Origin of the sequence: Campylobacter upsaliensis, from assembly GCF_900637395.1 — a bacterium.
Taxonomy (GTDB): Bacteria; Campylobacterota; Campylobacteria; order Campylobacterales; family Campylobacteraceae; genus Campylobacter_D; species Campylobacter_D upsaliensis.
The window spans coordinates 178,392-204,109 of record NZ_LR134372.1 but is presented as its reverse complement, the minus strand read 5'-3'; the positions used below and the strand labels follow the sequence as shown (position 1 = coordinate 204,109).

Below are 25,718 nucleotides of genomic sequence, written 5' to 3'. Positions count from 1 at the left end.
TAATGATAATACTTATTAAAAAATTTATTAAATTATAAGTTTTTAAAAAATACAATACGCTTTTAATTTTTAAAATGAAATTATTTATCATTATTTATAAGGAGATAAGATGCGAAAAATTTTCAAAGTTGCATTATTTTTAATGCTCATTACTTCTTTTAGCTTTTCTAAAGAACTTATTGTCAAAGATGTTTTAGATAGAGAAGTTAAGCTTAACTTACCTCTTAAACGCATAGCTTTAGGCTTTTACTATACAGATTTTTTAGCCGTTGGAGGGACAAAGTCTTTAGATAAAGTTGTCGGTTTTTCTAAAGCAGTATGGACGGATTGGACGCCTGCTAGTTGGGAAGTTTATAAAAAAGCTTTACCGAAATTAGACACGCTTGCTGATTTTGGAGAGGTTGAAGTAGGGACCTTTTCTGTGGAAAAAGTTCTTTCTTTAAAGCCTGATTTGCTTATCTTAGCGGCGTGGCAATATCAAGTTTTAGAATTTGACTTAGAACCTATTATGGAAGCGAATATTCCTATCATCGTGTTAGATTATAATAAGGAAAAAGTCGAACTTCACGCTAAAAGCACAGAGCTTTTAGGAGTGATTACAGGGGAAGAAAAAAGAGCTGAAGAACTTGTGAAATTTTACAAAAATACCGCAAATGAAGTTGCTAACAGGATAGAAAAGGCTCAACTTCCTAAACCTAAAATTTACATAGAATTTGGCAATAAAGGTCCAAATGAAACGGGCTTTACTTACGGAAAAGATATGTGGGGAAGCCTCATTGATTTAGCAGGCGGTGATAATATCGCGGCTCCTTTTGTCAAACAATGGGCGCCTATTAATCCTGAGCAAGTGATCGTTTCTAAGCCTGATGTGATTATGATAGCAGGAAGAGAAACAGAGCTTAAGAAAAATAAAGAAGCGATGGTAATGGGCTTTAATATCGAAGAAAAAGAAGCTTTGAGAAGATTAGAAGCGTATAAAAATAGACCGGGTTGGAGTGCATTACCTGCCATAAAGGACAATAGACTTTACGGACTTTATATGGGTGCTTCAAGGACTTTAGCCGATGCTGCAATGATCCAATACATCGCCAAAGCTTTGTATCCAAGCTTGTTTGAGGATATTGACCCGATTCAAACCTATATCAATTTTCACAAAAACTATCTCCCGGTTATACCTGAAGGGACTTTTGGGGTACAAGCAAAATGAAAGTTTTATTTTATTTTCTAAGCTTAATAGTATGTCTTAACGCTAAAGAAGTAGCGATTAAAGATGTTTTAGATAGAGAAGTTAGGGTGGATTTACCCGCAAAACGCATTGTTTTAGGATTTTATTACACTGACTTCTTAGCAGTAGGTGGGGTTGAAGCTTTCGATAAGGTTGTTGGTTTTGTAAAAGATGGTTGGGCTGTGTATGCCAAAAATAGTTATGAATTTTATGCTCAATTTATCCCTCGCATTAAAAATTTAGCCGATGTAGGCGACCCTCAATTTGGAACCTTTTCTGTAGAAAAAGTGCTCGCTTTAAAGCCTGATTTACTCATTTTAGCAGCGTGGCAATATGAAGTGATTCAAGAAGATTTATCCACTTTTGAAAAGCATAATATCCCTGTTGTTGTGATTGATTACAATCAAGAAAGTGTCGCTAGACATAGTCTTAGCACAGAAATTTTGGGACAAATTTTAGGACAGGAAGCAAGGGCTTTGGAATTAGTTAATTTTTATAAAAGCAAAATCGATGTCGTGCAAGAGAGGATAAAATCAGCCGCACTACCTAAGCCAAAAATTTATATAGAATTTGGTAATAAAGGTCCGCAAGAAAATAGCTTTACCTTTGGCGATGATATGTGGGGAGCTTTGATTGACTTAGCAGGAGGTGAAAATATCGCTAGAAATTTGGTAAAAAAATGGGGCGTGATTAATCCTGAACTCGTCTTAGCGGCTAATCCTGATGTTATCATCATTACAGGTAGAGAAAGTGATTTGGAAAAAAACAAAGAAGCTATGGTTATGGGCTTTAATATTGAAGAAAATGAGGCTTTAAAAAGACTTGAAGGGTTTAAATTTAGAAAAGGATATGAGAATTTAAATGCCATCATCCATCACAAACTCTTCGGTGCTTATCACAGAGCAAGCACTACTTTAGCCGATGTAGCTATGGTAGAATTTATAGCTAAAACTCTCTATCCTAGCCTTTTTGAAGACATTGACCCTTTAAAAACTTATTTGGATTTTCATCAAAAATTTCTTCTGGCTAAACCTCAAGGCACTTTTATGATTAAGGCAAAAAATGCAAAATAAAATTGTAGCCACGCTCAAAGCACATCGAAAAAGAGAATTAAAAAGATTTTATATCATCATAAGTTTTTTAATGATTGCTTTCATCTCTTTGATTTTTGACATCGCCACAGGTCCCTCACTACTCGCCCCTAAAGAAGTTTTAAGCGCACTTTTATCGCCTTTTACTTCAAAAGAGGTTGATTTAACAACCTTAAGCATAGTCTATGATTTAAGACTTCCTATGGCTTTAATGGCTTTAGTCGTGGGAGCGGCTTTAGGTATAGGTGGAGCAGAAATTCAAACTCTTCTTAATAATCCTATGGCAAGCCCCTACACTCTAGGACTTGCAGCAGCTAGTGGCTTTGGAGCGTCTTTGGTGATAGCCTTTGGAAGTTTTGGCTTACCCCTCATCACGGCTGTTCCCATAGGAGCATTTTTGATGACGATGTTAGCCGCTTCCGTGCTTTTTGGCTTTGCAAGTTTTAAGAGATTTGACTCAGCTATGCTTGTTTTGGTTGGAATTTCCTTACTTTTTTTATTTCAATCTTTCCTATCTTTAGTGCAGTATCTCTCCGCCCCTGAAATTTCACAACAAATTCTTTTTTGGCTTTTTGGCTCTTTACTAAAGTCAAATTGGACAAATCTACCCATAGTCAGCATAGTAACTCTTGTTTGCGTTTTACTTTTACTTCGCGATTCTTGGGCTTTAACGGCACTTAAATTAGGCGAGGCAAGGGCTAAAAGTATGGGGATTAATCTCAATTTTCTACGCTTTAAAACTCTTGTTTTGGTTTCCATTATGACAGCGACTGCTATTTCTTTTGTGGGCGTTATAGGCTTTATAGGGCTTGTTTCGCCACACATAGCAAGAATGTTGGTGGGAGAAGATCAAAGATTTTTCCTACCTAGTGCTATGTTTGTAGGAGCGGCATTTTTATCCTTGGCTTCTGTGTTATCAAAGGTGATTATACCGGGGGCTTTATTTCCCGTTGGTATCATCACTTCTTTAATAGGTGTGCCTTTCTTTTTTTGGATTATTTTTTCAAGGAAAAATTATGCTAAAGCTTGAAAATTTTAGCGTGCATCGTAAAAATTTATGCGTTGTCGATCAAATCAATTTAAAACTTGAAAAAGGTAAAATTTATGCTATCTTAGGCGCAAATGGAGCGGGTAAATCTTCGCTTTTAGGAGCTATTTTTGGAGAATTTGCAAGTTCTGGTCAGGTGAAATTTGATGATAAGAATTTAAACAAAAAGCTTATAGGCTATATGCCTCAGGATAATTACATAGACGCTAATTTAAGCGCACTTGAAGTTGTTTTACTAGGGCTTATAGATCAACTTGGAATGTATTTAAGTAATATGCAAATCAAAAAAGCCGCAAAACTTATGGAAGAACTTGGCATTTTACACCTAGCAGAGAGGGATATTAGCACACTTTCAGGCGGTCAAAGACAAATGGTTAATTTTGCTTCCGTGCTTTTGAAGGAACCGCAAATTTTACTGCTTGATGAGCCTGTTTCAGCTTTAGATTTACATCATCAATGCGTTTTATTAGAAAATGTCAAAAAACACACAAAAGAGCAAAATTTGCTAACCCTTGTGATTTTGCACGATTTATCTTTAGCTTCGCAATTTGCCGATGAGCTTATTATCTTACATCAAGCAAAAATTAAGGCTAAAGATAAACCTGAAAATGTATTAAATAAGGACTTGTTAAAGGAGGTGTATCGCATTGATGCGGACATTTTTTATTGTGAGCGGGGTTTGCCTTGTGTTTTGGCTAAATCTGCCGCCAAAGAATTGAAAGGAAAAGAAAATGAAAATTTTAATTAAAACAGCGATTTTAGGGCTTTTAATGATGAGTTTAGAGGCAAAAAACTATGAAGTAAAAATGCTTGATCTTGATAGCAAAAATCAAACGATGATTTTTGAGCCAGCCGTCCTACACATAGAAGTGGGTGATAGCGTAACTTTCGTCCCAACTCACAAAAGCCACTGGGCTAAAAGCGTGATAGTGCCTAAGGGTGCTAGCAAATTTGAAAGCAAACTTGATGAAAAAGCGACTTTTACATTTGAAAAAGAGGGTGTTTATCTTTATGAGTGCCCACCACATAGAATGATGAATATGCTAGGTTTCATACAAGTTGGCAAAGCAGAGAATTTAGAGCAAATCAAAAACGCCGTGCCTAAGCTTGAAAAAAGAGCAATGATGAATCAAGGACGCCTTGAAGCTTATGTTAAAGAGCTAAAATAATGCTTATCATCGCCACTTGCAAAGCTTATAAAGAGGGCAATGAAGCATTAAAAAAACTAAAAGCAAAATTAGAAAATTTACATTATCAATGCGAGTTAAAAGCTTGGCAAGAAATAAGAGTGCGTCATTTAGCTCCAAACACCCTCATTTTGCCTCTTGCTGTGTGGGATTATAGCTTAGAATATGCGAATTTTTTACACTTTTTAAACGAACTTGAAAGGGCAAAAATTTCCATCTTAAATCCTAGCGAAATTTTAAAGATGAACGCTGATAAAAGCTATCTTAAGATCTTAGAAGAAGCGAATTTACCTATCATTGATAGTATTATTTTTAAACAAAATGAAGAATTTGATCTTAGCTTAATTCCTTTTCAAAAAGCCGTGATTAAACCTTTAGTCGGGCAAAGTGGGTATAAAGTGCGATTTTTAGAGCAAAAAATACCCACTAAAGAAGAATTTCCCCACGGAGCATTAATTCAGCCTTTTATAGAAAGTGTGGAGGAGCTAGGAGAGTTTTGTTTTATCTTTTTTGGTGGAAAATTTAATTATGCGATTCACAGACAAACGCAAAAAGACTGGAGAGCAAATTCAAATTACGGCGTCAAAATAGCTCCACTTAAAAACCCTAGCAAAGCTCACATTGACCTAGCTCTAAAGGCACTCAAAGCTCTTAAAAGCTCAAATTTGCTTTATGCTAGAGTGGATTTATTGCCGCAAAAAAATGGCAATGTTTTGATTAATGAAGTTGAATTAATAGAGCCTAGCTTGTATTTTGACTTTCACGAAAACGCCCTTGAAATATTTATAAAAAATTTACTTCATTTTTATCTAAAAGCTAATTGTTAGCCTATTTTTGCTACAATCACGCTTTTAAATGAAAAGAGGTAAAGATGATACACGCAGAAAAAATTTGGCTTGATGGAAAACTTGTTAATTTTAAAGATGCAACTTTGCATTTTCTAACCCACTCTTTACATTATGGCAATGCCGTGTTTGAAGGGACTAGAGCTTATAAAACGGATAGAGGTTTAGCGATTTTTAGACTTGAAGAGCACACAAAAAGACTGCTTGAAAGTGCAAAAATTACGCTTTTAAATTGTCCATTCTCTCAAAAAGAGCTTGAAAATGCACAAATAGAGCTTTTAAGGGCAAATGCCTTTAAAGAAAATACTTACATACGCCCCTTAATCTTCTTAGGTGATGGCGTTATAGGGCTTTATCATATCAAAGCCCCTGTGCGTGTGGGTATAGCTGCTTGGGAATGGGGGGCTTATCTTGGCGAGGAGGGACTTGAAAAGGGTATTAAGGTCAAAATTTCCTCTTTTGCTAGAAATAGCGTCAAATCTTGTATGGGTAAGGCTAAAGCAAGTGCGAATTATCTCAATTCTCAAATTGCTAAATTTGAAGCCATAGAAGCAGGATATGAAGAAGCCTTAATGCTTGATGAAGAAGGTTTTGTGGCAGAGGGAACGGGAGAGTGCTTTTTCATCGTTAAAAATGGCGTTTTAATCACTCCGCCAAATGATTTTTCTCTCAAAAGTATCACGCAAGATATGGTGCTTAAAATCGCCCACGATTTAGGGATTGATGTGCTTAGACAAAGAATTTCACGCGATGAGGTTTATACAGCAGATGAGGCGTTTTTCACAGGCACAGCCGCAGAAATCACACCTATTAATAACATTGACGCAAGGATAATAGGCGATGGCTTACGAGGAAAACTAACTCGAAAAATTCAAGATGCCTATTTTGACATAGTTTATGGGCGTAATGAAAAATACGCTTCAATGCTAACTTATATTTAAAAGGAAAACAATGCCAGCAGATTTAAATGATTATTTTAATAAGAAAAATGGAAATTCAAACGGCGGAAACAATCATCGCCAAAATTTTAATTTCAAAGCTCCAGAATTTAATTTTAAAGGCTTTGGTAAATTTGCACCTGTGATTTACACGCTTATTATTATTGCTTTGATTTTAATTGTCGCAAAACCTTTTGTCATCATAAATTCCGGCGAAATGGGCATTAAAGCCCGCACTGGTCAATATGATCCCAATCCCCTTGAGCCCGGACTTCACTTTTTCCTACCTTTCATTGATAGGGTGATTGTTGTGGATACTAGGGTAAGGCAGATTAATTACGCTTCTTTGGAAGGAACGAACGAAAATTTGGGTATTGGCACGGGCGTGATTAATAAAAATAGCATTTCTGTGCTTGACTCGCGTGGTTTGCCCGTGTCTATTGATGTAACGGTGCAATATCAATTAAATCCTATTCAAGTGCCTCAAACCATAGCTGTTTGGAGCTTAAACTGGGAAAATAAAATCATCGACCCTGTTGTGCGTGATGTCGTGCGTAGTGTCGTAGGACGCTACACGGCTGAAGAATTACCAACCAATCGTAACGCCATAGCCACGCAAATCGAAGAGGGCATAAGAAAAACCATCATAGCCCAGCCAAATGAACCTGTCGAGCTTAGAGCTGTGCAACTTAGAGAAATCATACTCCCAGCCAAAGTTAAGGAGCAAATTGAACGCGTGCAAATCGCCAAGCAAGAAGCCGAAAGAACAAAATACGAAGTCGAAAGAGCTAACCAAGAAGCCCTTAAAAAGGCTGCTTTAGCAGAGGGTGAAGCAAATGCGACTATCATCAGTGCTAAGGGTAAGGCAACGGCTGTAAAGATAGAAGCGGATGCACAAGCTTATTCTAATAAAGAAATCGCTCAAAGCCTTAACACGCCTTTACTTAACTTAAAACAAATCGAAACGCAAAAGGCTTTCAATGAAGCCCTAAAGGTCAATCAAGACGCAAAAATTTTCCTAACGCCTGGCGGTGCAGTGCCTAATATCTGGGTCGATACTAAGGATGCTAAAAAGCAAACTGCAGTTAGCCCAAACTAGGAAAATTAAGTGGAAAACATAAAAGAATGGATTCTTTTTTATACTAGCCATTTTTATTTAGCAGATTTTATGCTAATTTTGCTAGTATTTTTGTTTTTCACTTGCATTTTGTTTTTATGTATTTTTCTAAGCCATAGACCCATCATAGCCCTGTTTATCATAGCTTTAGACATTATTGCTTCATTTTTGATTTATATTTATGGTTATCGCTTTATCGATTTTGAATTAAGAAGTAGAATTACAACCATACAAAATCAAAGAATCATACAAAGCTCGGGTGCTTTTATAGTCGATTTTAACATCACAAACACCTCTAAATTTAATTTTAAAGACTGTAAAGTTACTGCCAAGCTTTATCAAAATCCAAACGAAAATGACAATTTCATTTCAAGCTTTAAAAAACAATTTATTGCCTTTAGACAAAAAAGCAAAAGTTTTAATAATTTAGAAAAAGGTAGCACCCAGTTTCAAAGAATAGCCTTTGACAATTTTGACAAAGAAGGCAATTATACCCTTCGTTTAAGTTCGGAGTGTTTTTAATGCAATTTACTTTTTTTCATATCCTCGCTTTTGTGCTTTTATTCATTTGTTTTATTTTAATTTGCGTTTTAATCTTTCTCAAATTTAAACAAAAAGAAATCGCCCTTATTCTTTATAGTATCAACACCATATTTATGGCGATTTTAATTTACTCCGTTTTAGTAACCATTAGCGAATTTACCACACAAGCTTCACTTTCTAAACTCACTTATACTAGAGATTTAAGGCACGAAAGCCTCATTGTAAGTGGCAGAGTGCAAAACCTTACAAAATACGACATTGGAAAATGTTATCTTCATTTAAGCATTACAAACAAAAAAGCAGTCGGCGGAGAGGTTTTTGCTGATGAAAATCTTAAAAACGCCACGATGAAAAATACAAGCGCAACCTACACCATAGAAATAGCCAACAAACTCCCGGGTAACACCTATAAAGAATTCAGTGCCAAAGTCCCCTTTCCACCGAGCTTTGATAATGCTGAATTTTACCATACCCTAAAATGTATCTAGCGTGAAAATCTTAAATTTTTTCTATGAAAATCACCCCAAATTTGAGCCAAATTATGAAAGAAAATTAAAACTTTATCCTGCAAATATTCTTTTAAAAGGTGCGAAAAATAGCGGTAAAAAACGCCTTATTTTGAATTTTTTCTCTTCTTTTAAAAGCGAAGAGGTGCTATTTATCGACCTTGAAGATGTGCGTTTTGAAAAAGAAAGTCTTAAAAATTTAACACCCTTTTTAAAGCAAAATCCGCAAATTCAAATTCTCTGCCTTTATAATGCTCCCACTAATTTAAACTTTCAAAGTCCCGTAAATACCATAGTTTGCACTCATAATAATTTGTTAAATTTAAAGGGCTTTAAGGAGCTTTATTTAAATTTTTGTGATTTTGAAGAATTTATTAGCATTAGTAAAAAAAATCTTCCCATACAACAGCTCTTAGGGCTTTTTCTACAAAACGGACAAAAAGAAAATGATAAAATCTCCCCAAAAGAATTTAATCTTTTAGAGCTTGAAATTTTAAAATACTTGGCTCTTAATTTAGGCAAAGAAATCAGCATAAACCAACTTTTTTTAAACCTTAAAACAAAAATTAAAACCTCAAAAGATAGCGTTTATAAAAGCATAAAAGATTTAGAAAATCGCTTCATCATTACAAATTTAACACACGGAGAAAAAAAGCTTTTTAAAATTTATTTTAAAGATTTTAGTCTAAGAAATGCCCTTTGCATACAAAAAAATTTTAACGCCCTTTTTGAAAATATGCTCCTATGCGAGCTTTTTAAATGCCAAAAAAAGCTTTTTTATAATAAATTTTTCCACTTTTACACCACGCATCACGCCTACATCTCAAGTCCAACCCTAGACATAGACCTCATTAAGCTAAGGGCTAAAAAAATTCTACCAAAAGCCCTTGAATTAGGTATTTTCCACATAGTTTTCATCACACTTTCAAGCGAAGAAAGTTTTTTTGAACAAGGCGTTAAATTTGAAATTTTACCATTTGATAAGTGGGCTTTGAGTCTTTAAGTCATACTCCATAAGTTTATATTTTTGTATCACTTGAGTTACCATTTTAATATAGCTCCCACCAAGCTCAGAATAAGAGTGAAGGCTTTTAGCTGCTTCGATTCCACTAAATTCCTTACCCTCTTTAGCAAATTCGTAGCGTTTTTTACGAAAATTTTCATAAGCAAAATGCCGATTTAAATTAAGCACATAAGAATCCACACTTTCCTCTAAGCTGTCAAAAATACGAATTTTATGCTTAGAATTTGGTGCTCTATTTTCAGGCACTATACCTTTTTCTCCCCAAGTCCATTCGCCAAAAAGATTATTTGCTTTTCTTGCAAAACGACTTGTCGCGGTCGCACTTTCAATTAAAGCTTGTGCCATTGCTAAAGATTTGGGCACTAGACGCATTTTTTTATCATATTCTTCCCAAGAAAAAAGATTTTTAACGCGGTATTTTTCCCTTAAATTTGCAAGTTTGATTAAACCCTCGCTCTCTCTAAAGCCGTTTTTAGCACCATTTTCTAAAAAAAACTTTACAAAAGCCCTTTCCTTAGCCACCTTAGCAAAGGAGCGATCTAAAAGTGTATCCATTTTTGTAAAAAAAACAGCCCTTCTTTCTTCATTTGAAAGCTTATAATAACTTTCGTCAAAACCAGCAAAAGCTAGAGAAAATAGGCTAAGAAAAATAATAATTCGCCTCAAAACAGCACTTCACCTTACCCTTAAAATAAATTTTCTTATCTTTTAAAGAAAAACTAAGCTGCTCCCCGCTTTTTGGCACGATTTTAACCTTATCCTTAAGTTTTTTTTGCAAATATGCTAGATAAAAACAAGCCGCCATCCCCGTCCCACACGCTAAAGTTTCATCTTCAACTCCACGCTCAAAGGTTCGCACTTTTATTAATTTATCATCGATAATTTGTGCGAAATTCACATTAGCATTATATTTTTTTCTTAAAACTTGACAGGTTTTTTTGTCAAATTCCTCGATATTTTCGCAAAAATGCACCAAATGCGGCACTCCCGTATCGCAATATTGCCACACTCTTCCCCCAAATTCAAAAGACTCTTTAACAGCTCTTACCTCCCCTAAAACTACCTCAACCCCACTTTTTTTCACACTCGCTTCAATCACTCCTGCTTCGCTTAAAAAACGCATTTTAGAATTGACCCCATTGACATGATAAGCAAAATGTGCCGCCGCTCTTGAGCCATTACCACACATCGCCGCTCTTGAGCCGTCCTTATTGTAAAATTCCCATTCAAAATCGTATTTTTCGTGAGGTAAAATCACTATCATACCATCAGCACCCACGCCCTCGTAACGATTACACAAAATGCGTGCCAACTCGCTTCTGTTTGCTTTTTTGCCAGCATTAAAAATCACAAAATCGTTCCCACTAGCACAATATTTGAAAAACTTCACCCCTGCTCCTTTAAGCTTTTGATAAATTTAACACAATTTTGCCTAAATTCTTCATAAGAGCCGATATTTTGTATCACAAAATCTGCCATTTCACGCTTTTTTTCTATATCCATTTGCGACTTTATTCTTCTTAATGCTTCATCTTTATCTAACCCATCTCTTTGCATTAATCTTTGCAAACTCACATTTTTAGGTGCATAAATAAGCACACTTTTGCCTAAATTTTGATAAAAATCACTTTCAAAAAAAAGCGGAAGTTCTACAAAAAAAATGCGTCCTTTTTGCTCTAAAATTTGCATTTTTCTTAAAAGCTCTTCGCGTATTTTAGGATGCATAAAATTTTCTAATTTTTCTTTAGCCTTTTTATCCTTAAAAATTAAATTTGCAAGGGCTTTTTTATCTATTTTGCCCTCTTTATCCAAATTTAGCAAAAACATCTCAGCTAAAACAGCAGCATTTTTTTGTGTGATTTCATTTGCGATCAAGTCCGCACTTAAACTTTCAAAGCCTAGCTCATTTGCTATTTTTACAAAAGAACTTTTCCCACAAGCTATGCTCGCACTCACAAAATACGCATTTTTCATTTTATACCTTGTCGAAACTTTTTTTGACTAAAATACCCTTTAAATTCTTAAAGGTAAATAAATGATTTCATACGAAGATGCTGGAGTAAGTATAGATAATGGCAATGCCTTTGTAGAGGCGATTAAGCCTCTTGTGAAAGAGACTTTTAACCAAAATGTCATCGGTGGCATAGGCTCATTTGCAGGGGCTTTTAGACTGCCAAGCGGCTATGAAAAGCCTGTGATTTTAGGAGCGACTGATGGGGTTGGCACTAAACTTCGTCTAGCCATCGATGCAAAACGCTACGATACCATAGGGCAGGATTTAGTGGCGATGTGCGTAAATGATTTGATTTGTAATTTTGCTACGCCTTTATTTTTTCTTGATTATTACGCTACGGCAAAACTTGAAGTAGAGGTCGCAAAAGCTGTGGTTGAGGGCATAGCTAAGGGTTGTAAGAAGGCAAATTGTGCTTTAATAGGCGGAGAAACGGCTGAAATGCCCGGAATGTATGCAAAAGATGATTTTGACTTAGCGGGCTTTGCAGTAGGTATAGCCGAAGAAGACGAGTTAGATCGCTCATCTTATGTGAAAAACGGCGATTTGCTTTTAGCACTACCTAGCTCAGGGCTTCACTCAAATGGCTATTCTTTAGCTAGAAAGGTGCTTTTTGAAAGCCTGAAAATGAAATTTGATGATAAAATCGAGGGTAGGAATTTAATCGACATCTTGCTTGAGCCTACACGCATTTATGTGAAAGACTTTTTAGCTCTAAAGCCCCATATTAATGCTTTAGCACACATTACAGGCGGAGGCTTAGTAGAGAATTTACCGCGCGTCTTACCCAGAGGCTTAGGTGCTGTGATAAGAAAACATCATCTAAAAATCCCTGAAATTTTCTATCACATCGGCGAAATGGTAGAAGAGGCTGAAATGTATAGAAGCTTTAATATGGGCGTTGGCTTAGTGCTTGTCGTAAGTCCTAGCAATGCCTCTAAGGTGCTTGAAAGCACAGATGCCTTTATCATAGGCGAAGTTGTTATCAATGAAGGCGTTATTTTAGAATGAGACGCATAGTCTTTCATCAAAATGGCTTTGGCGATTTGCTCGTATGCTTTAAAGCCCTTTTTGCTATCAAATGCCTTTATCCAAATGATAAACTCATCTTAGCACAAAATGGCTTTAGTGATGAAAGCTTTCTTCAAAATATCTCTTTCATTGATGAAATTTATACTGGGGGGGGGGGGGGGTAAGGATTTTGAAAATTTAAAAAGCGATGTTTTTATCACCAATATAAGAAATTCACATTTTTTCAAAACACTGCACAAATTTCAATTTAAACGCATTATCGCCCAGCCTCATCTTCTTAGCCTTTTATATCATTTTGACACACCTCTGCCTTACCGAAGGACTAAACTTCATATGAGCGAAATCGCTCTTAAACTCGTAAGAGCCATCGATAAAAGACATTATGATACAAATTTTTCTAAGATTAATTTTAAAGAAGTAAGAAATTTACTTCCTAGTGATACAATTTTAAGTGATGAATTTTTTAAACAAAATACCAAATTTTCTAAAATCATCGCCCTTAATATTTTTGGCAATCAAACAGAAAACATAGGCTTTAATCCTCTGCCAAGAACTTGGCTTAATCTAAGTCAAAATTTAGCCAAAGAACACCCTGAAATTTTGTTTGTTTTAGTCAATTTCACGCATAATACCTTACAATTTAACCTTAGAGAACAAGCTAATTTAAAAGTTTTCATCAATAACAACTCCATAGCCTCCCTTGTAGCTTTTTGTAAAAAGCTTGATGGACTTATCTCTGTGGATACTGGCATAGTGCATCTTTGCGATATTTTGCAAATTCCAAGTCTCATTTTTATCCCAAAACATACTTTTTATAGATTTAGTGGTGGAAGTTACGGCGGAGTGTGCGATAAATTTAGTCAAGAAAATGGCTATCAAAAAAATTATGCTAAGATTATGCAAAACTTTTATGAAAAAGCAAATCACTTTACCACAAGAATCAAAAATGAAAATGCTATCTAAAATGGCACTAGTTGTCGTGATTTCACTTACGGAGGTTAGCGCTATGGACTGCACGGCTATTTATGGAGAAGGCAAAGAACAAATCAAGCTTACCACAGGAAGCTTGGGAGAGCTTGGACTTTTAGAAGAATTAGCTAAGGCTTTTAATGCTAAACCTGGATTAAAGCAGAGAGTGGAGAAAGCTTAAAACTTCTTAAAGAAAAGCAAATCGACATCGCTATGGTGCATGCACCAAAAGCAGAAAAATAAGCGATAAAAAAAGGCTGGGCAGCAAATAGAACCCTCATAGGCTCAAATGAATTTTATATCCTGGGACCAAAAGATGACCCTGCTGGTATTAAAAATTCAAAAAATGCCAAGGAAGCTTACAGCAAAATCGCGCAAAATCAAGCACTTTTTTACACAAGAGCGGACAATTCTGGCACACATAAGAAAGAAATGAGCATTTGGAAAAGTGCAAACATCGAGCCTAATGGAAACTTGCCAAAAATGAGCTAAAAAATTTAGAAATTCTTTACTCTAATGATAAAGTTTTAATTAACACCTATGTCGCTATGACGACAAAAAATCCTTCAAAATTAGCCCTTTTTTTTGTAAAATTCTTAAGTGAAAAAGAGGGACAGGACATCATCACAAATTATGAAAAGAGAAATATAAAGAGAGTTTATATGAAAACGCCGCTTATGCAAAGCAGCATTTTGAATAAATTTTGTTTTTTATTTATATCTAAAGGTGATGCGACCCTTATCAAGGCTATAAGGTGTTAGCTCAACCTTAACTCTATCTCCTGGCATAATGCGGATATAGTGCATACGCATTTTACCTGCTATGTGGCATAAAATAATATGTTTATTATCAAGTTCGACTTTAAAATTTGCATTAGGTAAAGCTTCAATTACATTTCCATCAATTTCTATGACATCATCTTTTGCCAAAATTTATCCTTTATAAGTCAATTTAAAGCCGTCATTTTAACAAAAAAAAGGTTTTTTTACAAGAAAAAAAATGCGTAAAAATATCGCTTTTTTTGAAAGCATATTAAAATATTAAGCAAAAATTTGCTAGAATTGCCTTTTTGATTTTAAGAATTAGCCCCTTAAGGAATATAGATGAAAGATTTATTTTTATTTAGCTCTTTAATCGACCCAAGTCATACTTTTTCATACTTTTTTCACTTAGCTTTGGTAGCTTTATTTGCTGTGATTATTGCTAAACTTTCTACCCGTTCTATGCAGCTTATCCCAAGAGGCATGCAAAATATAAGCGAAGCCTTTTTGGAGGGCGTTTTGTCTATGGGTAATGATACTATGGGTAATGAAAAGTCCGCTAGAAAATACCTCCCCCTCGTGGCGACTTTGGGCATTGTTGTATTTTTTAGTAATATTATAGGCATTATTCCAGGCTTTCACGCTCCAAGCGCAAGTTTAAATTTAACCCTTTCTTTAGCCTTAATTGTTTTTGTGTATTATCATTTTGAGGGTATTAGGACGCAAGGGGTGGTAAAATACTTCGCTCATTTTATGGGACCTGTGAAAATTCTAGCTCCTTTGATGTTTCCTATTGAGCTTGTTTCTCACTTTTCTCGTGTGATTTCTTTATCCTTTCGTTTGTTTGGTAATATTAAGGGCGATGATTTATTTTTAGCCGTTATTTTGGCTCTTGTGCCTTATATCGCACCACTTCCTGCCTATGTGCTTTTAACCTTTATGGCGTTTTTGCAAGCCTTTATTTTTATGATTTTAACTTATGTTTATTTAGCGGGAGCGACCATTGTAGAAGAGGGGCATTAAGCCCTGACGCTACTTGGCAAATTTAGCAAGGTTTTTTCTAAAATTTTTGTATTTTTCAAAGTATCTTTTTGACAATGTCTATACATCTTTAACCCTGCCAAACTTTTCCACACAGGACGGACAAAAATTTGATTTGCAAGGCAGACTTTAATAAATTCTTTTCTCAAACTAGGCTTTTTAAATTTCAAAGCACAAAGCCAAAAATTACTTTTTTCCCCCTCATTTTCATCGACAAATTCACAAAATTCACTTTCTTTAAAAAATTCTTTATAAAGTTTAGCCGTGTTTCTTTTATCTTTCAAAAAGACATTAAGCTTTTTCATTTGTGCTACGAGCAAGGCGGCATTAACATTACAAAGCCTATAATTAAAGCCTAGCATATCGTGCTTGTAATGATAGGCGTGAGGGATTTTAGCCGTTGTGCTTAAGTGTCTTGCTCTTTTAGCGATTTTTTCATCATCGCTTAAAATCACGCCACCACAGCCTCCTGTGATGATTTTATTGCCATTAAAGCTATAAATTCCACATTTGCCAAAAGTGCCTAAGGCTTTGTTGTGATAAAAGCTTCCAAGTGCCTCTGCGGCGTCTTCTATTAAGATGATATGATATTTTTCACAAAGTTTTTTAAGCTCTACAATTTCGCCACTTAAGCCAAAAGTGTGCATTAAAACTAAGGCTTTAATGTGCTTTTTCGTGTGCTTGTTAAAGCATTTTTCATTTTTCATAAAGGTATTTTTTGCTAAAAATTCACTCACAGCCTTAGCACTTAAACTTAGCGTTTTTAAGCTCACATCTAAAAAAATAGGCTTTGCACCCGTGTAAGCAATGGCATTTGCAGTCGCTACAAAGCTTAAAGCCTGCGTGATGACCTCGCATTTTTCATCGACTTTATTTGCCAAAAGAGCGATGTGAAGGGCTGAAGTGCCGCTGTTTGTGGCTATGGCGTATTTTGCGTTGCTAAATTTTTTGATTTGCTCCTCAAATTCGCCTACAAATTTCCCCACACTTGAGACAAACCCACTTTCTATACATTCATTTAAAAGCGTCTTTTCTTCTACCCCAAAGCAAGGCTCGTGAAGGGCGATTTGCTCTTTTTTGTAAAGGTTTTTAATAAAGGCAATTTCTTTTTCAAACATTGTAAATTCCTGTTTTATAAGCATTTAAATTCGCTTTCACATAAGCTAAGGTTTGCTCTAAGCCCTCTTTGAGCGAAATTTGACTACGCCACGCACTCACGCTTTTTAGTTTAGAACTATCACAAAGTAGCCTCGTAACCTCGCTATTTTTAGGGCGAAGTCTTGTTTTATCTTGAGTGATTTTAAGCTCCGCCCCACTTAGCTTACAAATCAGCTCTAAAACCTCGCTCATCGTATATTCTACCCCACTGCCTATATTATAAACCTCGCCAAAATCGCCATTACTAAGTAAAGCTGCAAAACCCTCGCAAGTATCTCGCACGAAATTTAAATCCCTCTTCGTGCTTAAATCCCCTACCTTAAGTTCCCTCGCTCCGCTTAAAATCTGCACCATCATCGCAGGGATAAAAGCTCTAGCACTTTGACGCGGACCATAGGCATTAAAAGGACGCGCTACAATAACAGGGAGATTAAAGCTGTAAAAATAGCTAAGGGCTAACATATCTGCCCCGATTTTACTTGCAGAATAAGGACTTTGAGGCTGAAGCGGATGTTTTTCATCAATGGGCGTATAAATCGCACTCCCATAAACCTCGCTCGTTGAAGTATGGATAAAGCGTTTTACGCCGTGTCTTTTAGCCGCTTCAAGTAAATTTAAAGTGCCTTGTATGTTGGTATCGACATAGCTTTGCGGTGCAGTGTAAGAATAAGGTATGGCAATTAAAGCTCCTAAATGAAGCACCGCATCCACGCCTTTTACAAGACTATCGCAAAAAAAGCTGTCTCTTAAGTCCCCACTCACTATCTCAAGTTTGTCCTTACACGCTAAATGCTCCAAATGTCCCCAAAAATTAAAAGAATTATAAAGACTTAAAGCCCTGATTTCATAGCCCTTAGCGTGTAAAACCTCGCAAAGATGTGAGCCTATAAAGCCGTCTGCTCCTGTGATGAGAATTTTTTTCATTGATTTAGCCTTTCTACATATTTGCTTAAACCCTTTGCTTTTAGAGCATTTTCAAGCGGAGTGAGGGCAAATTTTAGCGTTTCTTCTTGTGCTTTTACAAAGCCAAAAATGCTTTGTATAAAATCAAGATGTTCCTTAATATAAAGCACATTTTTATTAAAAAAATCCTCTTTAGTGAGAGGATTTAGCACTAAAATTTTATTTAAATTCATACAAAAATGTGCAAAAAATGCGTGGATAAGCTCATAAAAAACACTACTAATCACACTAAATTCATCTCTAAATTTATCAACCTTTAGCACAAGTGAGAAACTTTCCCTCAAACCCTCCTCTAAATCAAGCGTGTTAAGCCTTAAAAATTCAGGCTCAATGTCTTCATAATAAGTCCTTAACATCGCCTGAAATTCCACACTTTCTTTAAAAGCTTTTTTAACTTTAGCATAGGCTTTAAGGGCGTATTCTTTTTGCTTATCCTCACTTAAAGGCTGAAGCTTCTCTAAGTTTTGCTTATTTTCATTAAAGTCCTTGCAACACTCACTAAAAGGCTTTTCTATCATACCCTCTATCCTAGCCCCTCCTTGCGTGGCGTTATAAATCTTAGCACTTACGACATATTTAATTAAATCTTCCAAAATCTGCCTAAAGAAAATCCAAATTTCGTGGCTTTCCACAAAGCCCTCTCCGCCATAAGCTACAACCTTAATTTTCTCGTAAGCCTCGCTTTCAAAATTTGCACTATGTTGATAATCTTTAGGATGCGAATGCCCCACATCATTATAAGCTAAATCCTGCCCGATGAAAACAAGCTCCTTAAACTCAAGCTCTAAAGCTATGGCAAAAGCCATATGTGCCACGCTCACAGCAGAAGATAGCAAAGAAAAAGCCTTTAAATCAACATATTGTGCGAAATTTAAATGTTTTGGGATTAAAATATAATTTCTCCCTCTTTTTTCTAAATACTCAATGGCATTTGGATGCACTAAAGAAGCGAGTAAAAAGGTCGTTTTATCATCTTTATTTCCAAAATCGTGCTTAAAAAACTCCGCCGTAAAATCCGTGCGTTCCACCATACACACATAATCAGGCACGATGTCATTTTGCATTAGGATAGGATAAGCACTATCAGCAGCAAATATCACAACTTTTTCTTGCACTTCTTTTAAAAGGGGGAGTTGCTTAGTAAGGCTTGGTCCCGTGCTAACAATCACACAGGATTTAAATTTAGCTTTTCTTTTTTCTAATAATTCTTTTAAGCTAGGATTTTTAATCATAGAAGCTAAATTATAAACATATTGTCTTATGCCTTGTAAGGCGTCTTTTGGGTCGTTTCCTTGCTTTAAAATGCTCTTTTTAAAACCCTCCATTAAAAAGGAATTTAGGGCTAAAACTTCTCTTTCTTCTCTAGCATAAAAATCACTCATAAGCTCTAAAAAATAAGTCCTAGAATACGCTAAAAAAGGCTGGGTCTCAAAAATATACTCCATTTGGCTCACTTCATTAAAAATCAAAAGCCTTTTTTGTGCTAAAGCCGTGCTTAAATCAATGCTTGATAAAACAACATAAAGCAAGGCTAAATCTCTCTCATAAATAACTAAATGGCAATGATAAGGATTTTGCAATAAATTCTCTATCATAAAAGCATTAGAAATGCCGTAAAAATAAAGCACAGGATAAAGGGGGTATTTTTCCTTAAATTCTTTTAACCTCTCTTCAAACTCCTCATAATCAAACACTGCCCCCCCCCCAACTGCAATGAAATTTTTATAAAACACCCTTTCGTTTTTTGCGTATTCTTCGGTGATTTTAAAGGCGTTTTTACTCTTTTCATCAAGGCTTAAAAGTGCGTTTTGTAAAGAGGGGCTAAGGTGAGCTAAATTTCTTTCAAAAATAGACATCAAAGCCCCCAGCCATCAGCCACGACTAGAGTCTGCCCTGTGATAAATTTAGCCTTATCGCTTAATAAAAACGCTATCATACCACACACATCACTAGCCTCAAGCATACCCTTACTCGCGCAACATTTTCGGTAAGCTTTTAAAAAGCTCTCTGGTTGATTATCTAAAATCCCCCCACTTGCTAGGGTATTAACCCTGATATTTGTATTAAAAAGCTCTTTAGCCATCCACGCACCCATATGATTAATCCCCGCTTTTATCACGCTATATTCTAAGCTACTTTGCATAGAAGTTCCCGCATAATTTTCAAATTTAGGCGCATAAACACCCATAATGGAGCTAAGATTGATGATATTTCCATAACCTTGCTTTTTAAAAAACTTCACAAAAGCATTTGCCGCTAAAATAAAGCCACCAAGATGTAAATTTAAACTCTCACAAATTTGCTCATAACTAGCCTCATAATACTCCACCTTTCCCCAATCTTTCCCAAAAGGATAGCTAGCATTAACAAAGCCATCAATCTTAGCAAAATGCCGCACCGCCTTATTAATGGCACTTTCTAAACTTTCTTTTTTTGTAATGTCAAGCTCAAGGCTTAAAAATTCTCCCCTTAAATTTAAGCTTAATTTCTCTAAATTTGCCTCATTAATATCTGCCAAAATAACCTTAGCATTTTGTCTTAAAAGCTCACTAGCCAAAGCAGAGCCTATACGCCCACAAGCTCCAGCTATGAAAATGACCTTATCTCTTAACATTTAGCCTCCTTTCTCTTAATAGAAACTCTACGATTTTAAAATCTAGCTCACTATCGATATCAAAAGCACTCTCCTCACTCATCACATATAAAGCCGTTTTCGTGCCAAAAACATCATCTCTTTTTAAAAGCCTCTCCCTATCAAATATATAAATACTCGCATTCATATCATAACATTTAGGTGCTTCTTGACGGCACACAAAAGAACAAGGCTTAGAAGTGTTATAGCCTCCCTCTTTTTGCTCTTCGATGAGATTAAAATAAGGATTACGCCTAGCAGGAACGGCGGTGATTAAATTCTCATAATCCCCACTTTTAAAAAGCTTGTAAGCTTTTTTAATATCCTCGCTCGTGCGAAGGGGTGCGGTAGCGTCAAGGTCGATTAAGGTGTCAAATTGCCTCTTAAAATGCTCCTCACTTCTTAGCAAAGCATCTCTTATCGCAGGCACTTTTGCCGCACTATCACTACTCATCGCTGCTTCTCTTTTGAAAAAAACCTCGCCGCCATATTTTGTAGCGACACTAGCTATCTCATCGCTATCGGTGCTAATGACTATATGCTCAAAAAGCCCACTCTCCCTCGCTTGTAAAATGCTATAAGCGATTAATTCAAGTCCGTCAATTTGGCGGATATTTTTATTCTTAACGCCCTTACTTCCGCCTCTAACGCAAATCGTGCAAAGTATCATTTCCTAGCCTTATCACAAAGTTTTAAAAGCCTTTTTGCAACTTTGAGTGTGCAAAGATTCTCATCTTTTCTTAAAACCGCCTCTTGCAATCTTGCCAAAAGACTTATAGTATCACTTTCATAATTTAAAATTTCGCTTTCATTTTCTTTAAAAATGCTTATTTTAGCCTCTCTTAAATCCACGCTTAAGCTTTGTGTGCGTGTGTGGATAATGATTTGTCTTTTTTCAAATTTAGAAAAATAATTCAGCCTTATATGCACCTTCAAACCTTTTTTTTCTAAGGCTAAAAAGGCAAAATCATCGCTTTTTATCTCAAGCTCACTTATTTTGGCATTTTGAGAAAATTTAAGCCTTAAGTCTTTAAACAAAAATAAAGCCAAGTCAAGCTCGTGAGAAAGATCAAGCAAAACGCCCCCACCAAGCTTTTTTTTCGCACTATAATTTTGCCTATAATCCACACTTCGCCACTTAGGCAAGTAAGAATCGCACTCTAAACTCGCAAAATAAGGCTTTTCATCTTTTAAAAGCTCTCTTAATTTCTCCACCACACTATGAAAACGCAACAAATAAGCCACAAAAATGCAGTTTTTCCCACTTTCTTTAAAGGAGTAATTTTTCTCAAAAAGCGGTTTTTCTACTAAAATGCTTTTATTTTTCAGCCTTTTATCTAAAAATTGAAGAGTTTTGTAATGCTTAGTGGTAATATTTGCTATGATAAAAAGCTCAAATTCACTTAAATCAAGTCCCTTTAAAGAGCGATAAATTTCAAATTCTCCAAACTCCTTAAATAAGCTTTCATTAGCACTTTTTGACACGACACTTACTTCAAAACCAAGCGTTTTAAGGGCTAAAAAATGCTTTTTGCCTATGCTTCCAAAACCTATGATGAGGGCTTTACTCTTTGATTTCATCATTTGCCCTTTTAAATTCCTCAAGCCTACCTATATCAATCCAATAATCCTCGATTAAAAAGGTATTCACCTTGCCTTTTTGCATTACCTTTTGGATAAGCTCTGGCATATCAAGGTAAGCATTTTTTTCCAAAAGCTCTAAAATTTGCGGCTCACACACATAAATACCCGCACTAACTAAAAAGCTTTGCATAGGCTTTTCCTCGATGTGTGTGATAAAGCCATTTTTTTGCTTAATCACCCCATAAGGCACTTGATGATGAAATTCCCTCACGCAAACGCTCATCAAAGCTCCACTTTTTTGATGTGCTTTTAAAAGCTCATTAAAATCAAGCTCGGTTAAAATATCCGCATTCATCACAACAAAACTTTGCTCTATTTTTTGCCTTATGAGGCTTAAAGCCCCTGCTGTGCCTAGCTTTTTACGCTCTTTAATATAAGAAATTTTAATGTCAAATTCCTCGCCTTTTTTGAAATAATCCTCAATAATTTGCCTTTTATAATTTACGCAAAAGATAAATTTTTCAAAGCCTTGTGTGTGAAGCCTTTGGATAATATTTTCTAAAATAGGCTTTTTGCCGACCTTTAGCATAGGTTTTGGCGTTTCTTTAGTCAGCTCTTTTAGGCGTGATCCAAGCCCACCTGCCATTAAGATGACATAAAAGGGGAGTTTTTTCGTGCTTAAAAGCGAAGAAATAGAGCGGATAGAAACGACCTCGCCCTTTTTATTTAAAACAGGAAAATCATAAATATCAGTCTTAGCACTTAATTCTAAAAGTTTTGCTTTGCTTGTATTTTCGGCTATGGTAATGGGGTTTTTGGTATAAATTTCTTTAATTTTGCTTTTTAAGGTTTTGCCATTAATTAAGGCTTTTCTAATGTTAGAATCTGAAATAATCCCCAAAAATTCCCCATTTTTACCTACCACTACGCCAAGCCTGACCCTCTCTTTTCCTATAATCTCAAGGGCTTTTTCTATGCTGGAATTTACACTTAGCTTTAAACTCTCTATATTCATTTTCTATCCACAAAATCTTTTTGTAAAATTGTAGCTAAATTTGTGTTTTTAATCACATCTTTTATAAAAATCGATGGACTTTTTTTACTTTCAAAAGGGTTTTTAAAATGCTTCATTTTTTCTTTAAATTCCTTACTTTCAAGCCTTTTAAAAGCCTTTTTTAAATCTTTCATCTTACAATCAATGATATTATCCCCCCTAATTCTTCCTTTTTGCCTATCGCCTATATTAATGCAAGGGGTTTTAAAAAAGCCACTTTCACAAATTCCACTTGAACTATTTCCCACCACTGCTTTTGCGTGTTTTAAGGCACTTAGATACTTAAGCGCCCCAAGATTATCAAAAAGCTTTGCTTTATGAGAGTTTTTAAGGCAGTAATTTTCTAGGGCTTGATTGATTAAAAGTCCGTTTTCATCGGCATTTGCCTTAGTAAAAATTAGAGTAATGTCTTTAAGTGTATCTAAAAAATCAAGTAAAATTTGCACTTCTTTTTTTGTATTTTGCAAATTTAGTGTTTCGCTGTGATAAGTGATGAGTAAGAAATTTTTAAGGCTTAAACCAAGCTCGCTTTCGAGCTCTTTTTTGCTTAAAAGCTTTAATTTTTTGACATTTTCCCCTGCTAAGGAGCCGACATTAAAAATACGCCCCTCCTCCTCGCCAAGCTGCATAAGTCTTTTTTTATAAGCTTTGGTGCTTACAAAATGAAGACTAGCCATTTTAGAAATGCTATGTCTTATGCTATCATCCATAGCACCTAAAGTAAGCTCCCCACCGCAAAGATGAATAATAGGGATATGCATCATCAAAGCCGCACTTGCAACGCCTAGCATTTCATATCTATCCCCTAAAATAACCACCGCATCAGGTTTTAATGTCTCAAAAGCCTCCGCAAAAGCACTCACCGCCACCGCCAAGCTTTTCGCAAGGCTTAGTTTATCGTCATTATTTTCTAAAATAGGAATTTTATGTGTGATGTTAAAATCTTTTTCAATTTCTTGATAAGTATTACCAAAACTCTCGCTCAAATGCGCCCCAGTTACCAAAAGTAAAAGCTCTATCCCCTCATCTTTCTCAAGCTCCTTTGCCAAATTCCATAGCAAATACCACTCCGCCCTAGTCGCACTTACAAGGGCTATTTTTTTCCTACTCATTGATAAGCTCATCTTTTTTGTAAGTTTTTAAGGCTCTTTTTCCCAAATACTCCTCATACCGCATTGCACTTATGCCACTTCCTGGGCGTTTTGTCGTTAAATTTTGTTCGCTAAATTTCTCGCCTTTTTGAATTTCACGCTTTGCTACTAAACTTTTTCTAGCGATAATTTTATTTTTCGCTTCGCTTTTACTTGCTTTTTTTATGCCACTTCCTAAAGCCTTTTCAAGCTCTCTTATGCCCTTGCAAAGTGCTTTTAACTCCTCAAATTCCAAACTTGCCCTATGGTCAGGTCCCTCCATAGTCTTATCCAAAGTAAAGTGCTTTTCAATTACCACCGCACCCAAAGCCACCGCACCCAAAGACGCCACTATACCCTCAGTATGGTCTGAATACCCCACCTCAAGCTTAAAAGCCTCTTTTAAAGTCTTTAAAGCGTTTAAATTCACATCTTCAAAAGGCGTTGGGTATTCGGTATTACAATGCAAAAGCGTGATATTTCTCGTGCCGTTTTTGCGTAAAATTTCAAGGGCAGCTTCAATCTCACCCAAATTCGCCATACCTGTGGATAAAAGCACCTTTTTTTTACACTTTGCTACCGCTTTTAAATAAGGTAAATTTGTAATTTCTCCGCTTGGAATTTTAAAATAAGGCAAATCAAGCCCCCTTAAAAACTCCACACTCTCCAAATCAAAAGGCGTGGATAAAAAGGCAATGCCGTGCTTTTTACAATGCTTCATTAGCTCAAAATGCGACTCGTAAGAAAGCTCGAGTTTTTCTATCATTTCAAGTTGGCTTTCCTCTTTGGCAGTCGTTTCTAGCTGGTATTTTGCCTTTTTTGCACTCACACTTACGCAAGAATTAGCCTTAAAGGTTTGAAATTTTACCACATCAGCCCCTGCTTTAGCGGCTTGCTCTATAAGCTTTTTAGCTAAATTAATATCACCATTATGATTCACTCCAGCTTCTGCTATGATTAGCACTTTTTTCACTCTTTCACCCCTACAAAAATAAAATGGTGCGCACTGCCCTCAAACTCATAAAAATTAATCGGGTCATACTCCCCTAAATATAGGCATTTAAAAGGCTTAAAAAGCTCTTTTAAATCTGTCGCATTTTTGACAAAATGAATATAACTTGTCTCATTAAGCCTACCCTCTAAAACAACCTTTCTAAGCCCTTGCTCGTCCTCTTTTCCTGCGTGTTTGAAATAATAATTTTTCTCACTCATCATAGTCGCAAAAAAGATAGCCCCCTTTTCGCTCATTTCATAAAACTCGTCCATATTTTGTGCTAAAGTGTTTTTAGGTAAATAATAAAGGCTTTGATTTGCTAAAATTAAATTCATCTTTTCCTCAAAAAGTCCCGCAAGACTGGCATTAGGCTGGATAATCTTACACCCCCCCCCCCCCCCCAACAAATTTTTCATAAGCTTGCTTTAAGCTTGGCACTATATCCACACCAAAGCACTTATAACCCTTGCTTTTAAAAAAGGCACTATGCACTCCGTTTCCGCACCCAAAATCAAGCATATTTCCCGCTTTAAAATCGAGCTTGTATTTTAAAATTCTCTCATAAAAACGCACGATATGTCCATCGGGAAAACTTAGTCCATAATTTAAATCATCATATTTTTTTGTATAAGTTGATAAAGAATTTTGCATTGTTTTATTTTTTCCTTTTTTTACCTACTTTTAACGCAAGGCAAAGCCTTGCTAAAGTAGCAAAGCTAAAGCCCACGCCGTCCCTTTTTGCAAAGCAAAAAGCCCCTAGTTTTGCCACTCAAACTTATTTAAAGCTAAAGGCACGACTCGCCCAAATCCTACGGATTTGCCTTAGTTTGCTACTTAGCTAAAACCCAAGCCACCACTTCGCAAA

Annotated in this window: 32 protein-coding genes; 17 read left to right on the top strand and 15 right to left on the bottom strand. The window is 35.8% G+C overall.

Going from position 1 to position 25,718, the window contains the following annotated elements; genetic code table 11:
• Positions 1-109: 109 nt before the first annotated feature.
• Genes EL158_RS01070 through EL158_RS01020 form a run of 11 tightly spaced genes read left to right on the top strand, consistent with a single transcriptional unit; the run spans position 110 to position 9,503 of the window.
• Positions 110-1,207: an ABC transporter substrate-binding protein gene (locus tag EL158_RS01070; protein ID WP_027304469.1), complete on the top strand. Its 1,098-nt coding sequence runs from the start codon at positions 110-112 to the stop codon at positions 1,205-1,207.
• Entirely contained in the window at positions 1,204-2,298 is a 1,095-nt protein-coding gene (locus EL158_RS01065) for an ABC transporter substrate-binding protein (protein WP_027304468.1), read from the top strand. Before EL158_RS01070 ends, EL158_RS01065 begins: the two co-directional genes overlap by 4 nt.
• Positions 2,288-3,346 carry a FecCD family ABC transporter permease gene (locus tag EL158_RS01060; protein ID WP_027304467.1) on the top strand — a complete coding sequence of 353 codons (1,059 nt, stop codon included), beginning with the start codon at positions 2,288-2,290 and terminating at the stop codon, positions 3,344-3,346. Before EL158_RS01065 ends, EL158_RS01060 begins: the two co-directional genes overlap by 11 nt.
• On the top strand, positions 3,333-4,112 hold the full coding sequence (locus EL158_RS01055; protein WP_027304466.1) for an ABC transporter ATP-binding protein: 780 nt from the start codon (positions 3,333-3,335) through the stop codon (positions 4,110-4,112). The genes EL158_RS01060 and EL158_RS01055 overlap by 14 nt, the downstream gene beginning before the upstream one ends.
• On the top strand, positions 4,096-4,533 hold the full coding sequence (locus EL158_RS01050; RefSeq protein WP_034956056.1) for a pseudoazurin: 438 nt from the start codon (positions 4,096-4,098) through the stop codon (positions 4,531-4,533). The genes EL158_RS01055 and EL158_RS01050 overlap by 17 nt, the downstream gene beginning before the upstream one ends.
• Complete coding sequence (locus tag EL158_RS01045) at positions 4,533-5,378, top strand: DcsG N-terminal domain-containing protein (protein ID WP_027304464.1); 846 nt, start codon at positions 4,533-4,535, stop codon at positions 5,376-5,378. The genes EL158_RS01050 and EL158_RS01045 overlap by 1 nt, the downstream gene beginning before the upstream one ends.
• A gap of 44 nt (positions 5,379-5,422) precedes the next feature.
• The gene (gene ilvE / locus EL158_RS01040) at positions 5,423-6,337 is read left to right on the top strand and encodes a branched-chain-amino-acid transaminase (RefSeq protein WP_027304463.1); all 915 of its coding nucleotides are present in this window, start codon (positions 5,423-5,425) and stop codon (positions 6,335-6,337) included.
• 10 nt (positions 6,338-6,347) lie between these two features.
• Positions 6,348-7,433 (top strand): prohibitin family protein, encoded by a 1,086-nt coding sequence (locus EL158_RS01035; RefSeq protein WP_027304462.1) that lies wholly within the window; start codon positions 6,348-6,350, stop codon positions 7,431-7,433.
• Between the two features lie 9 nt (positions 7,434-7,442).
• Complete coding sequence (locus tag EL158_RS01030) at positions 7,443-7,973, top strand: DUF2393 family protein (RefSeq protein WP_027304461.1); 531 nt, start codon at positions 7,443-7,445, stop codon at positions 7,971-7,973.
• Positions 7,973-8,482, top strand: a complete 510-nt coding sequence (locus EL158_RS01025; protein WP_027304460.1) for a DUF2393 family protein — start codon at positions 7,973-7,975, stop codon at positions 8,480-8,482. Before EL158_RS01030 ends, EL158_RS01025 begins: the two co-directional genes overlap by 1 nt.
• A gap of 1 nt (position 8,483) precedes the next feature.
• Positions 8,484-9,503 carry an ATP-binding protein gene (locus EL158_RS01020; protein WP_027304459.1) on the top strand — a complete coding sequence of 340 codons (1,020 nt, stop codon included), beginning with the start codon at positions 8,484-8,486 and terminating at the stop codon, positions 9,501-9,503.
• Here EL158_RS01020 and EL158_RS01015 read toward each other — a convergent pair.
• Genes EL158_RS01015 through coaE form a run of 3 tightly spaced genes read right to left on the bottom strand, consistent with a single transcriptional unit; the run spans position 9,471 to position 11,498 of the window.
• The gene (locus EL158_RS01015; RefSeq protein ID WP_027304458.1) at positions 9,471-10,190 is read right to left on the bottom strand and encodes a glucosaminidase domain-containing protein; all 720 of its coding nucleotides are present in this window, start codon (positions 10,188-10,190) and stop codon (positions 9,471-9,473) included. The genes EL158_RS01020 and EL158_RS01015 overlap by 33 nt on opposite strands.
• Positions 10,165-10,914 carry a diaminopimelate epimerase gene (gene dapF / locus EL158_RS01010; RefSeq protein ID WP_027304457.1) on the bottom strand — a complete coding sequence of 250 codons (750 nt, stop codon included), beginning with the start codon at positions 10,912-10,914 and terminating at the stop codon, positions 10,165-10,167. The genes EL158_RS01015 and dapF overlap by 26 nt, the downstream gene beginning before the upstream one ends.
• Positions 10,911-11,498, bottom strand: a complete 588-nt coding sequence (gene coaE / locus EL158_RS01005; RefSeq protein ID WP_027304456.1) for a dephospho-CoA kinase — start codon at positions 11,496-11,498, stop codon at positions 10,911-10,913. The genes dapF and coaE overlap by 4 nt, the downstream gene beginning before the upstream one ends.
• Positions 11,499-11,559: 61 nt before the next feature.
• Here coaE and purM point away from each other — a divergent pair, with 61 nt between their 5' ends.
• The 5 genes from purM (at position 11,560) to EL158_RS08925 (ending at position 14,028) form a co-directional block, all read left to right on the top strand.
• On the top strand, positions 11,560-12,546 hold the full coding sequence (gene purM, locus EL158_RS01000; RefSeq protein ID WP_027304455.1) for a phosphoribosylformylglycinamidine cyclo-ligase: 987 nt from the start codon (positions 11,560-11,562) through the stop codon (positions 12,544-12,546).
• Positions 12,543-12,731 (top strand): hypothetical protein, encoded by a 189-nt coding sequence (locus EL158_RS08580; RefSeq protein WP_174705424.1) that lies wholly within the window; start codon positions 12,543-12,545, stop codon positions 12,729-12,731. Before purM ends, EL158_RS08580 begins: the two co-directional genes overlap by 4 nt.
• A complete protein-coding gene (locus EL158_RS00995; RefSeq protein WP_174705423.1) occupies positions 12,700-13,530 on the top strand; it encodes a glycosyltransferase family 9 protein in 831 nt (276 codons plus the stop codon). Before EL158_RS08580 ends, EL158_RS00995 begins: the two co-directional genes overlap by 32 nt.
• A complete protein-coding gene (locus EL158_RS08625; protein WP_027304454.1) occupies positions 13,514-13,717 on the top strand; it encodes a hypothetical protein in 204 nt (67 codons plus the stop codon). The genes EL158_RS00995 and EL158_RS08625 overlap by 17 nt, the downstream gene beginning before the upstream one ends.
• Positions 13,718-13,782: 65 nt before the next feature.
• Positions 13,783-14,028 (top strand): substrate-binding domain-containing protein, encoded by a 246-nt coding sequence (locus EL158_RS08925; RefSeq protein ID WP_404842020.1) that lies wholly within the window; start codon positions 13,783-13,785, stop codon positions 14,026-14,028.
• Positions 14,029-14,246: 218 nt separating this feature from the next.
• Here the strand turns inward: EL158_RS08925 and infA are convergent, their stop codons facing one another.
• A complete protein-coding gene (gene infA, locus EL158_RS00985) occupies positions 14,247-14,465 on the bottom strand; it encodes a translation initiation factor IF-1 (RefSeq protein WP_004275892.1) in 219 nt (72 codons plus the stop codon).
• 174 nt (positions 14,466-14,639) lie between these two features.
• On the opposite strand from infA, the gene EL158_RS00980 reads away from it, so the two are divergent.
• Positions 14,640-15,320 carry a F0F1 ATP synthase subunit A gene (locus tag EL158_RS00980; protein ID WP_027304453.1) on the top strand — a complete coding sequence of 227 codons (681 nt, stop codon included), beginning with the start codon at positions 14,640-14,642 and terminating at the stop codon, positions 15,318-15,320.
• On the opposite strand, the gene EL158_RS00975 is transcribed toward EL158_RS00980, so the two are convergent.
• The 11 genes from EL158_RS00975 to EL158_RS08680 are packed head-to-tail and all read right to left on the bottom strand — an operon-like array spanning position 15,317 to position 25,504.
• Complete coding sequence (locus EL158_RS00975) at positions 15,317-16,456, bottom strand: LegC family aminotransferase (protein WP_027304452.1); 1,140 nt, start codon at positions 16,454-16,456, stop codon at positions 15,317-15,319. The two genes, EL158_RS00980 and EL158_RS00975, sit on opposite strands and share 4 nt — an antisense overlap.
• Positions 16,449-17,420 (bottom strand): GDP-mannose 4,6-dehydratase, encoded by a 972-nt coding sequence (locus EL158_RS00970; RefSeq protein WP_027304451.1) that lies wholly within the window; start codon positions 17,418-17,420, stop codon positions 16,449-16,451. Before EL158_RS00970 ends, EL158_RS00975 begins: the two co-directional genes overlap by 8 nt.
• Positions 17,417-19,315 (bottom strand): motility associated factor glycosyltransferase family protein, encoded by a 1,899-nt coding sequence (locus EL158_RS00965; protein WP_051529137.1) that lies wholly within the window; start codon positions 19,313-19,315, stop codon positions 17,417-17,419. The genes EL158_RS00970 and EL158_RS00965 overlap by 4 nt, the downstream gene beginning before the upstream one ends.
• Positions 19,315-20,073 (bottom strand): flagellin modification protein PtmA, encoded by a 759-nt coding sequence (ptmA, locus tag EL158_RS00960; RefSeq protein WP_027304449.1) that lies wholly within the window; start codon positions 20,071-20,073, stop codon positions 19,315-19,317. The genes EL158_RS00965 and ptmA overlap by 1 nt, the downstream gene beginning before the upstream one ends.
• The gene (locus tag EL158_RS00955) at positions 20,060-20,761 is read right to left on the bottom strand and encodes an acylneuraminate cytidylyltransferase family protein (protein WP_027304448.1); all 702 of its coding nucleotides are present in this window, start codon (positions 20,759-20,761) and stop codon (positions 20,060-20,062) included. Before EL158_RS00955 ends, ptmA begins: the two co-directional genes overlap by 14 nt.
• Positions 20,758-21,675: a Gfo/Idh/MocA family protein gene (locus tag EL158_RS00950; RefSeq protein ID WP_027304447.1), complete on the bottom strand. Its 918-nt coding sequence runs from the start codon at positions 21,673-21,675 to the stop codon at positions 20,758-20,760. Before EL158_RS00950 ends, EL158_RS00955 begins: the two co-directional genes overlap by 4 nt.
• Positions 21,656-22,690: a nucleotidyltransferase family protein gene (locus tag EL158_RS00945; protein ID WP_027304446.1), complete on the bottom strand. Its 1,035-nt coding sequence runs from the start codon at positions 22,688-22,690 to the stop codon at positions 21,656-21,658. The genes EL158_RS00950 and EL158_RS00945 overlap by 20 nt, the downstream gene beginning before the upstream one ends.
• The gene (gene neuC / locus EL158_RS00940) at positions 22,687-23,841 is read right to left on the bottom strand and encodes a UDP-N-acetylglucosamine 2-epimerase (protein ID WP_027304445.1); all 1,155 of its coding nucleotides are present in this window, start codon (positions 23,839-23,841) and stop codon (positions 22,687-22,689) included. Before neuC ends, EL158_RS00945 begins: the two co-directional genes overlap by 4 nt.
• Positions 23,834-24,832, bottom strand: coding sequence for an N-acetylneuraminate synthase (gene neuB / locus EL158_RS00935; protein ID WP_027304444.1), 999 nt, complete (start codon positions 24,830-24,832; stop codon positions 23,834-23,836). The genes neuC and neuB overlap by 8 nt, the downstream gene beginning before the upstream one ends.
• Positions 24,829-25,269, bottom strand: coding sequence for a methyltransferase (locus EL158_RS08465; protein WP_225532283.1), 441 nt, complete (start codon positions 25,267-25,269; stop codon positions 24,829-24,831). Before EL158_RS08465 ends, neuB begins: the two co-directional genes overlap by 4 nt.
• Positions 25,235-25,504, bottom strand: coding sequence for a methyltransferase domain-containing protein (locus EL158_RS08680; RefSeq protein ID WP_126361368.1), 270 nt, complete (start codon positions 25,502-25,504; stop codon positions 25,235-25,237). The genes EL158_RS08465 and EL158_RS08680 overlap by 35 nt, the downstream gene beginning before the upstream one ends.
• Between the last annotated feature and the right edge of the window lie 214 nt (positions 25,505-25,718).

What these genes read in the sequence shown, in the direction of transcription:
- EL158_RS01060 (WP_027304467.1), top strand. Translation starts at nt 2,288, where the DNA reads ATGCAAAATAAAATTGTAGCCACGCTCAAAGCACATCGAAAAAGAGAA.
- EL158_RS00980 (WP_027304453.1), top strand. Translation starts at nt 14,640, where the DNA reads ATGAAAGATTTATTTTTATTTAGCTCTTTAATCGACCCAAGTCATACT.
- EL158_RS00965 (WP_051529137.1), bottom strand. Translation starts at nt 19,315, where the DNA reads ATGTCTATTTTTGAAAGAAATTTAGCTCACCTTAGCCCCTCTTTACAA.
- EL158_RS00995 (WP_174705423.1), top strand. Translation starts at nt 12,700, where the DNA reads ATGAAATTTATACTGGGGGGGGGGGGGGGTAAGGATTTTGAAAATTTA.
- EL158_RS01065 (WP_027304468.1), top strand. Translation starts at nt 1,204, where the DNA reads ATGAAAGTTTTATTTTATTTTCTAAGCTTAATAGTATGTCTTAACGCT.
- EL158_RS08465 (WP_225532283.1), bottom strand. Translation starts at nt 25,269, where the DNA reads ATGAAAAATTTGTTGGGGGGGGGGGGGGGGTGTAAGATTATCCAGCCT.
- EL158_RS00950 (WP_027304447.1), bottom strand. Translation starts at nt 21,675, where the DNA reads ATGATGAAATCAAAGAGTAAAGCCCTCATCATAGGTTTTGGAAGCATA.
- EL158_RS08580 (WP_174705424.1), top strand. Translation starts at nt 12,543, where the DNA reads ATGAGACGCATAGTCTTTCATCAAAATGGCTTTGGCGATTTGCTCGTA.
- EL158_RS08625 (WP_027304454.1), top strand. Translation starts at nt 13,514, where the DNA reads ATGAAAATGCTATCTAAAATGGCACTAGTTGTCGTGATTTCACTTACG.
- EL158_RS01050 (WP_034956056.1), top strand. Translation starts at nt 4,096, where the DNA reads ATGAAAATTTTAATTAAAACAGCGATTTTAGGGCTTTTAATGATGAGT.
- ptmA (WP_027304449.1), bottom strand. Translation starts at nt 20,073, where the DNA reads ATGTTAAGAGATAAGGTCATTTTCATAGCTGGAGCTTGTGGGCGTATA.
- EL158_RS01045 (WP_027304464.1), top strand. Translation starts at nt 4,533, where the DNA reads ATGCTTATCATCGCCACTTGCAAAGCTTATAAAGAGGGCAATGAAGCA.
- EL158_RS00955 (WP_027304448.1), bottom strand. Translation starts at nt 20,761, where the DNA reads ATGATACTTTGCACGATTTGCGTTAGAGGCGGAAGTAAGGGCGTTAAG.
- EL158_RS00945 (WP_027304446.1), bottom strand. Translation starts at nt 22,690, where the DNA reads ATGAATATAGAGAGTTTAAAGCTAAGTGTAAATTCCAGCATAGAAAAA.
- EL158_RS01035 (WP_027304462.1), top strand. Translation starts at nt 6,348, where the DNA reads ATGCCAGCAGATTTAAATGATTATTTTAATAAGAAAAATGGAAATTCA.
- EL158_RS01055 (WP_027304466.1), top strand. Translation starts at nt 3,333, where the DNA reads ATGCTAAAGCTTGAAAATTTTAGCGTGCATCGTAAAAATTTATGCGTT.
- EL158_RS08680 (WP_126361368.1), bottom strand. Translation starts at nt 25,504, where the DNA reads ATGCAAAATTCTTTATCAACTTATACAAAAAAATATGATGATTTAAAT.
- coaE (WP_027304456.1), bottom strand. Translation starts at nt 11,498, where the DNA reads ATGAAAAATGCGTATTTTGTGAGTGCGAGCATAGCTTGTGGGAAAAGT.
- EL158_RS00975 (WP_027304452.1), bottom strand. Translation starts at nt 16,456, where the DNA reads ATGTTTGAAAAAGAAATTGCCTTTATTAAAAACCTTTACAAAAAAGAG.
- neuC (WP_027304445.1), bottom strand. Translation starts at nt 23,841, where the DNA reads ATGAGTAGGAAAAAAATAGCCCTTGTAAGTGCGACTAGGGCGGAGTGG.
- purM (WP_027304455.1), top strand. Translation starts at nt 11,560, where the DNA reads ATGATTTCATACGAAGATGCTGGAGTAAGTATAGATAATGGCAATGCC.
- ilvE (WP_027304463.1), top strand. Translation starts at nt 5,423, where the DNA reads ATGATACACGCAGAAAAAATTTGGCTTGATGGAAAACTTGTTAATTTT.
- EL158_RS01070 (WP_027304469.1), top strand. Translation starts at nt 110, where the DNA reads ATGCGAAAAATTTTCAAAGTTGCATTATTTTTAATGCTCATTACTTCT.
- EL158_RS00970 (WP_027304451.1), bottom strand. Translation starts at nt 17,420, where the DNA reads ATGAAAAAAATTCTCATCACAGGAGCAGACGGCTTTATAGGCTCACAT.
- EL158_RS01025 (WP_027304460.1), top strand. Translation starts at nt 7,973, where the DNA reads ATGCAATTTACTTTTTTTCATATCCTCGCTTTTGTGCTTTTATTCATT.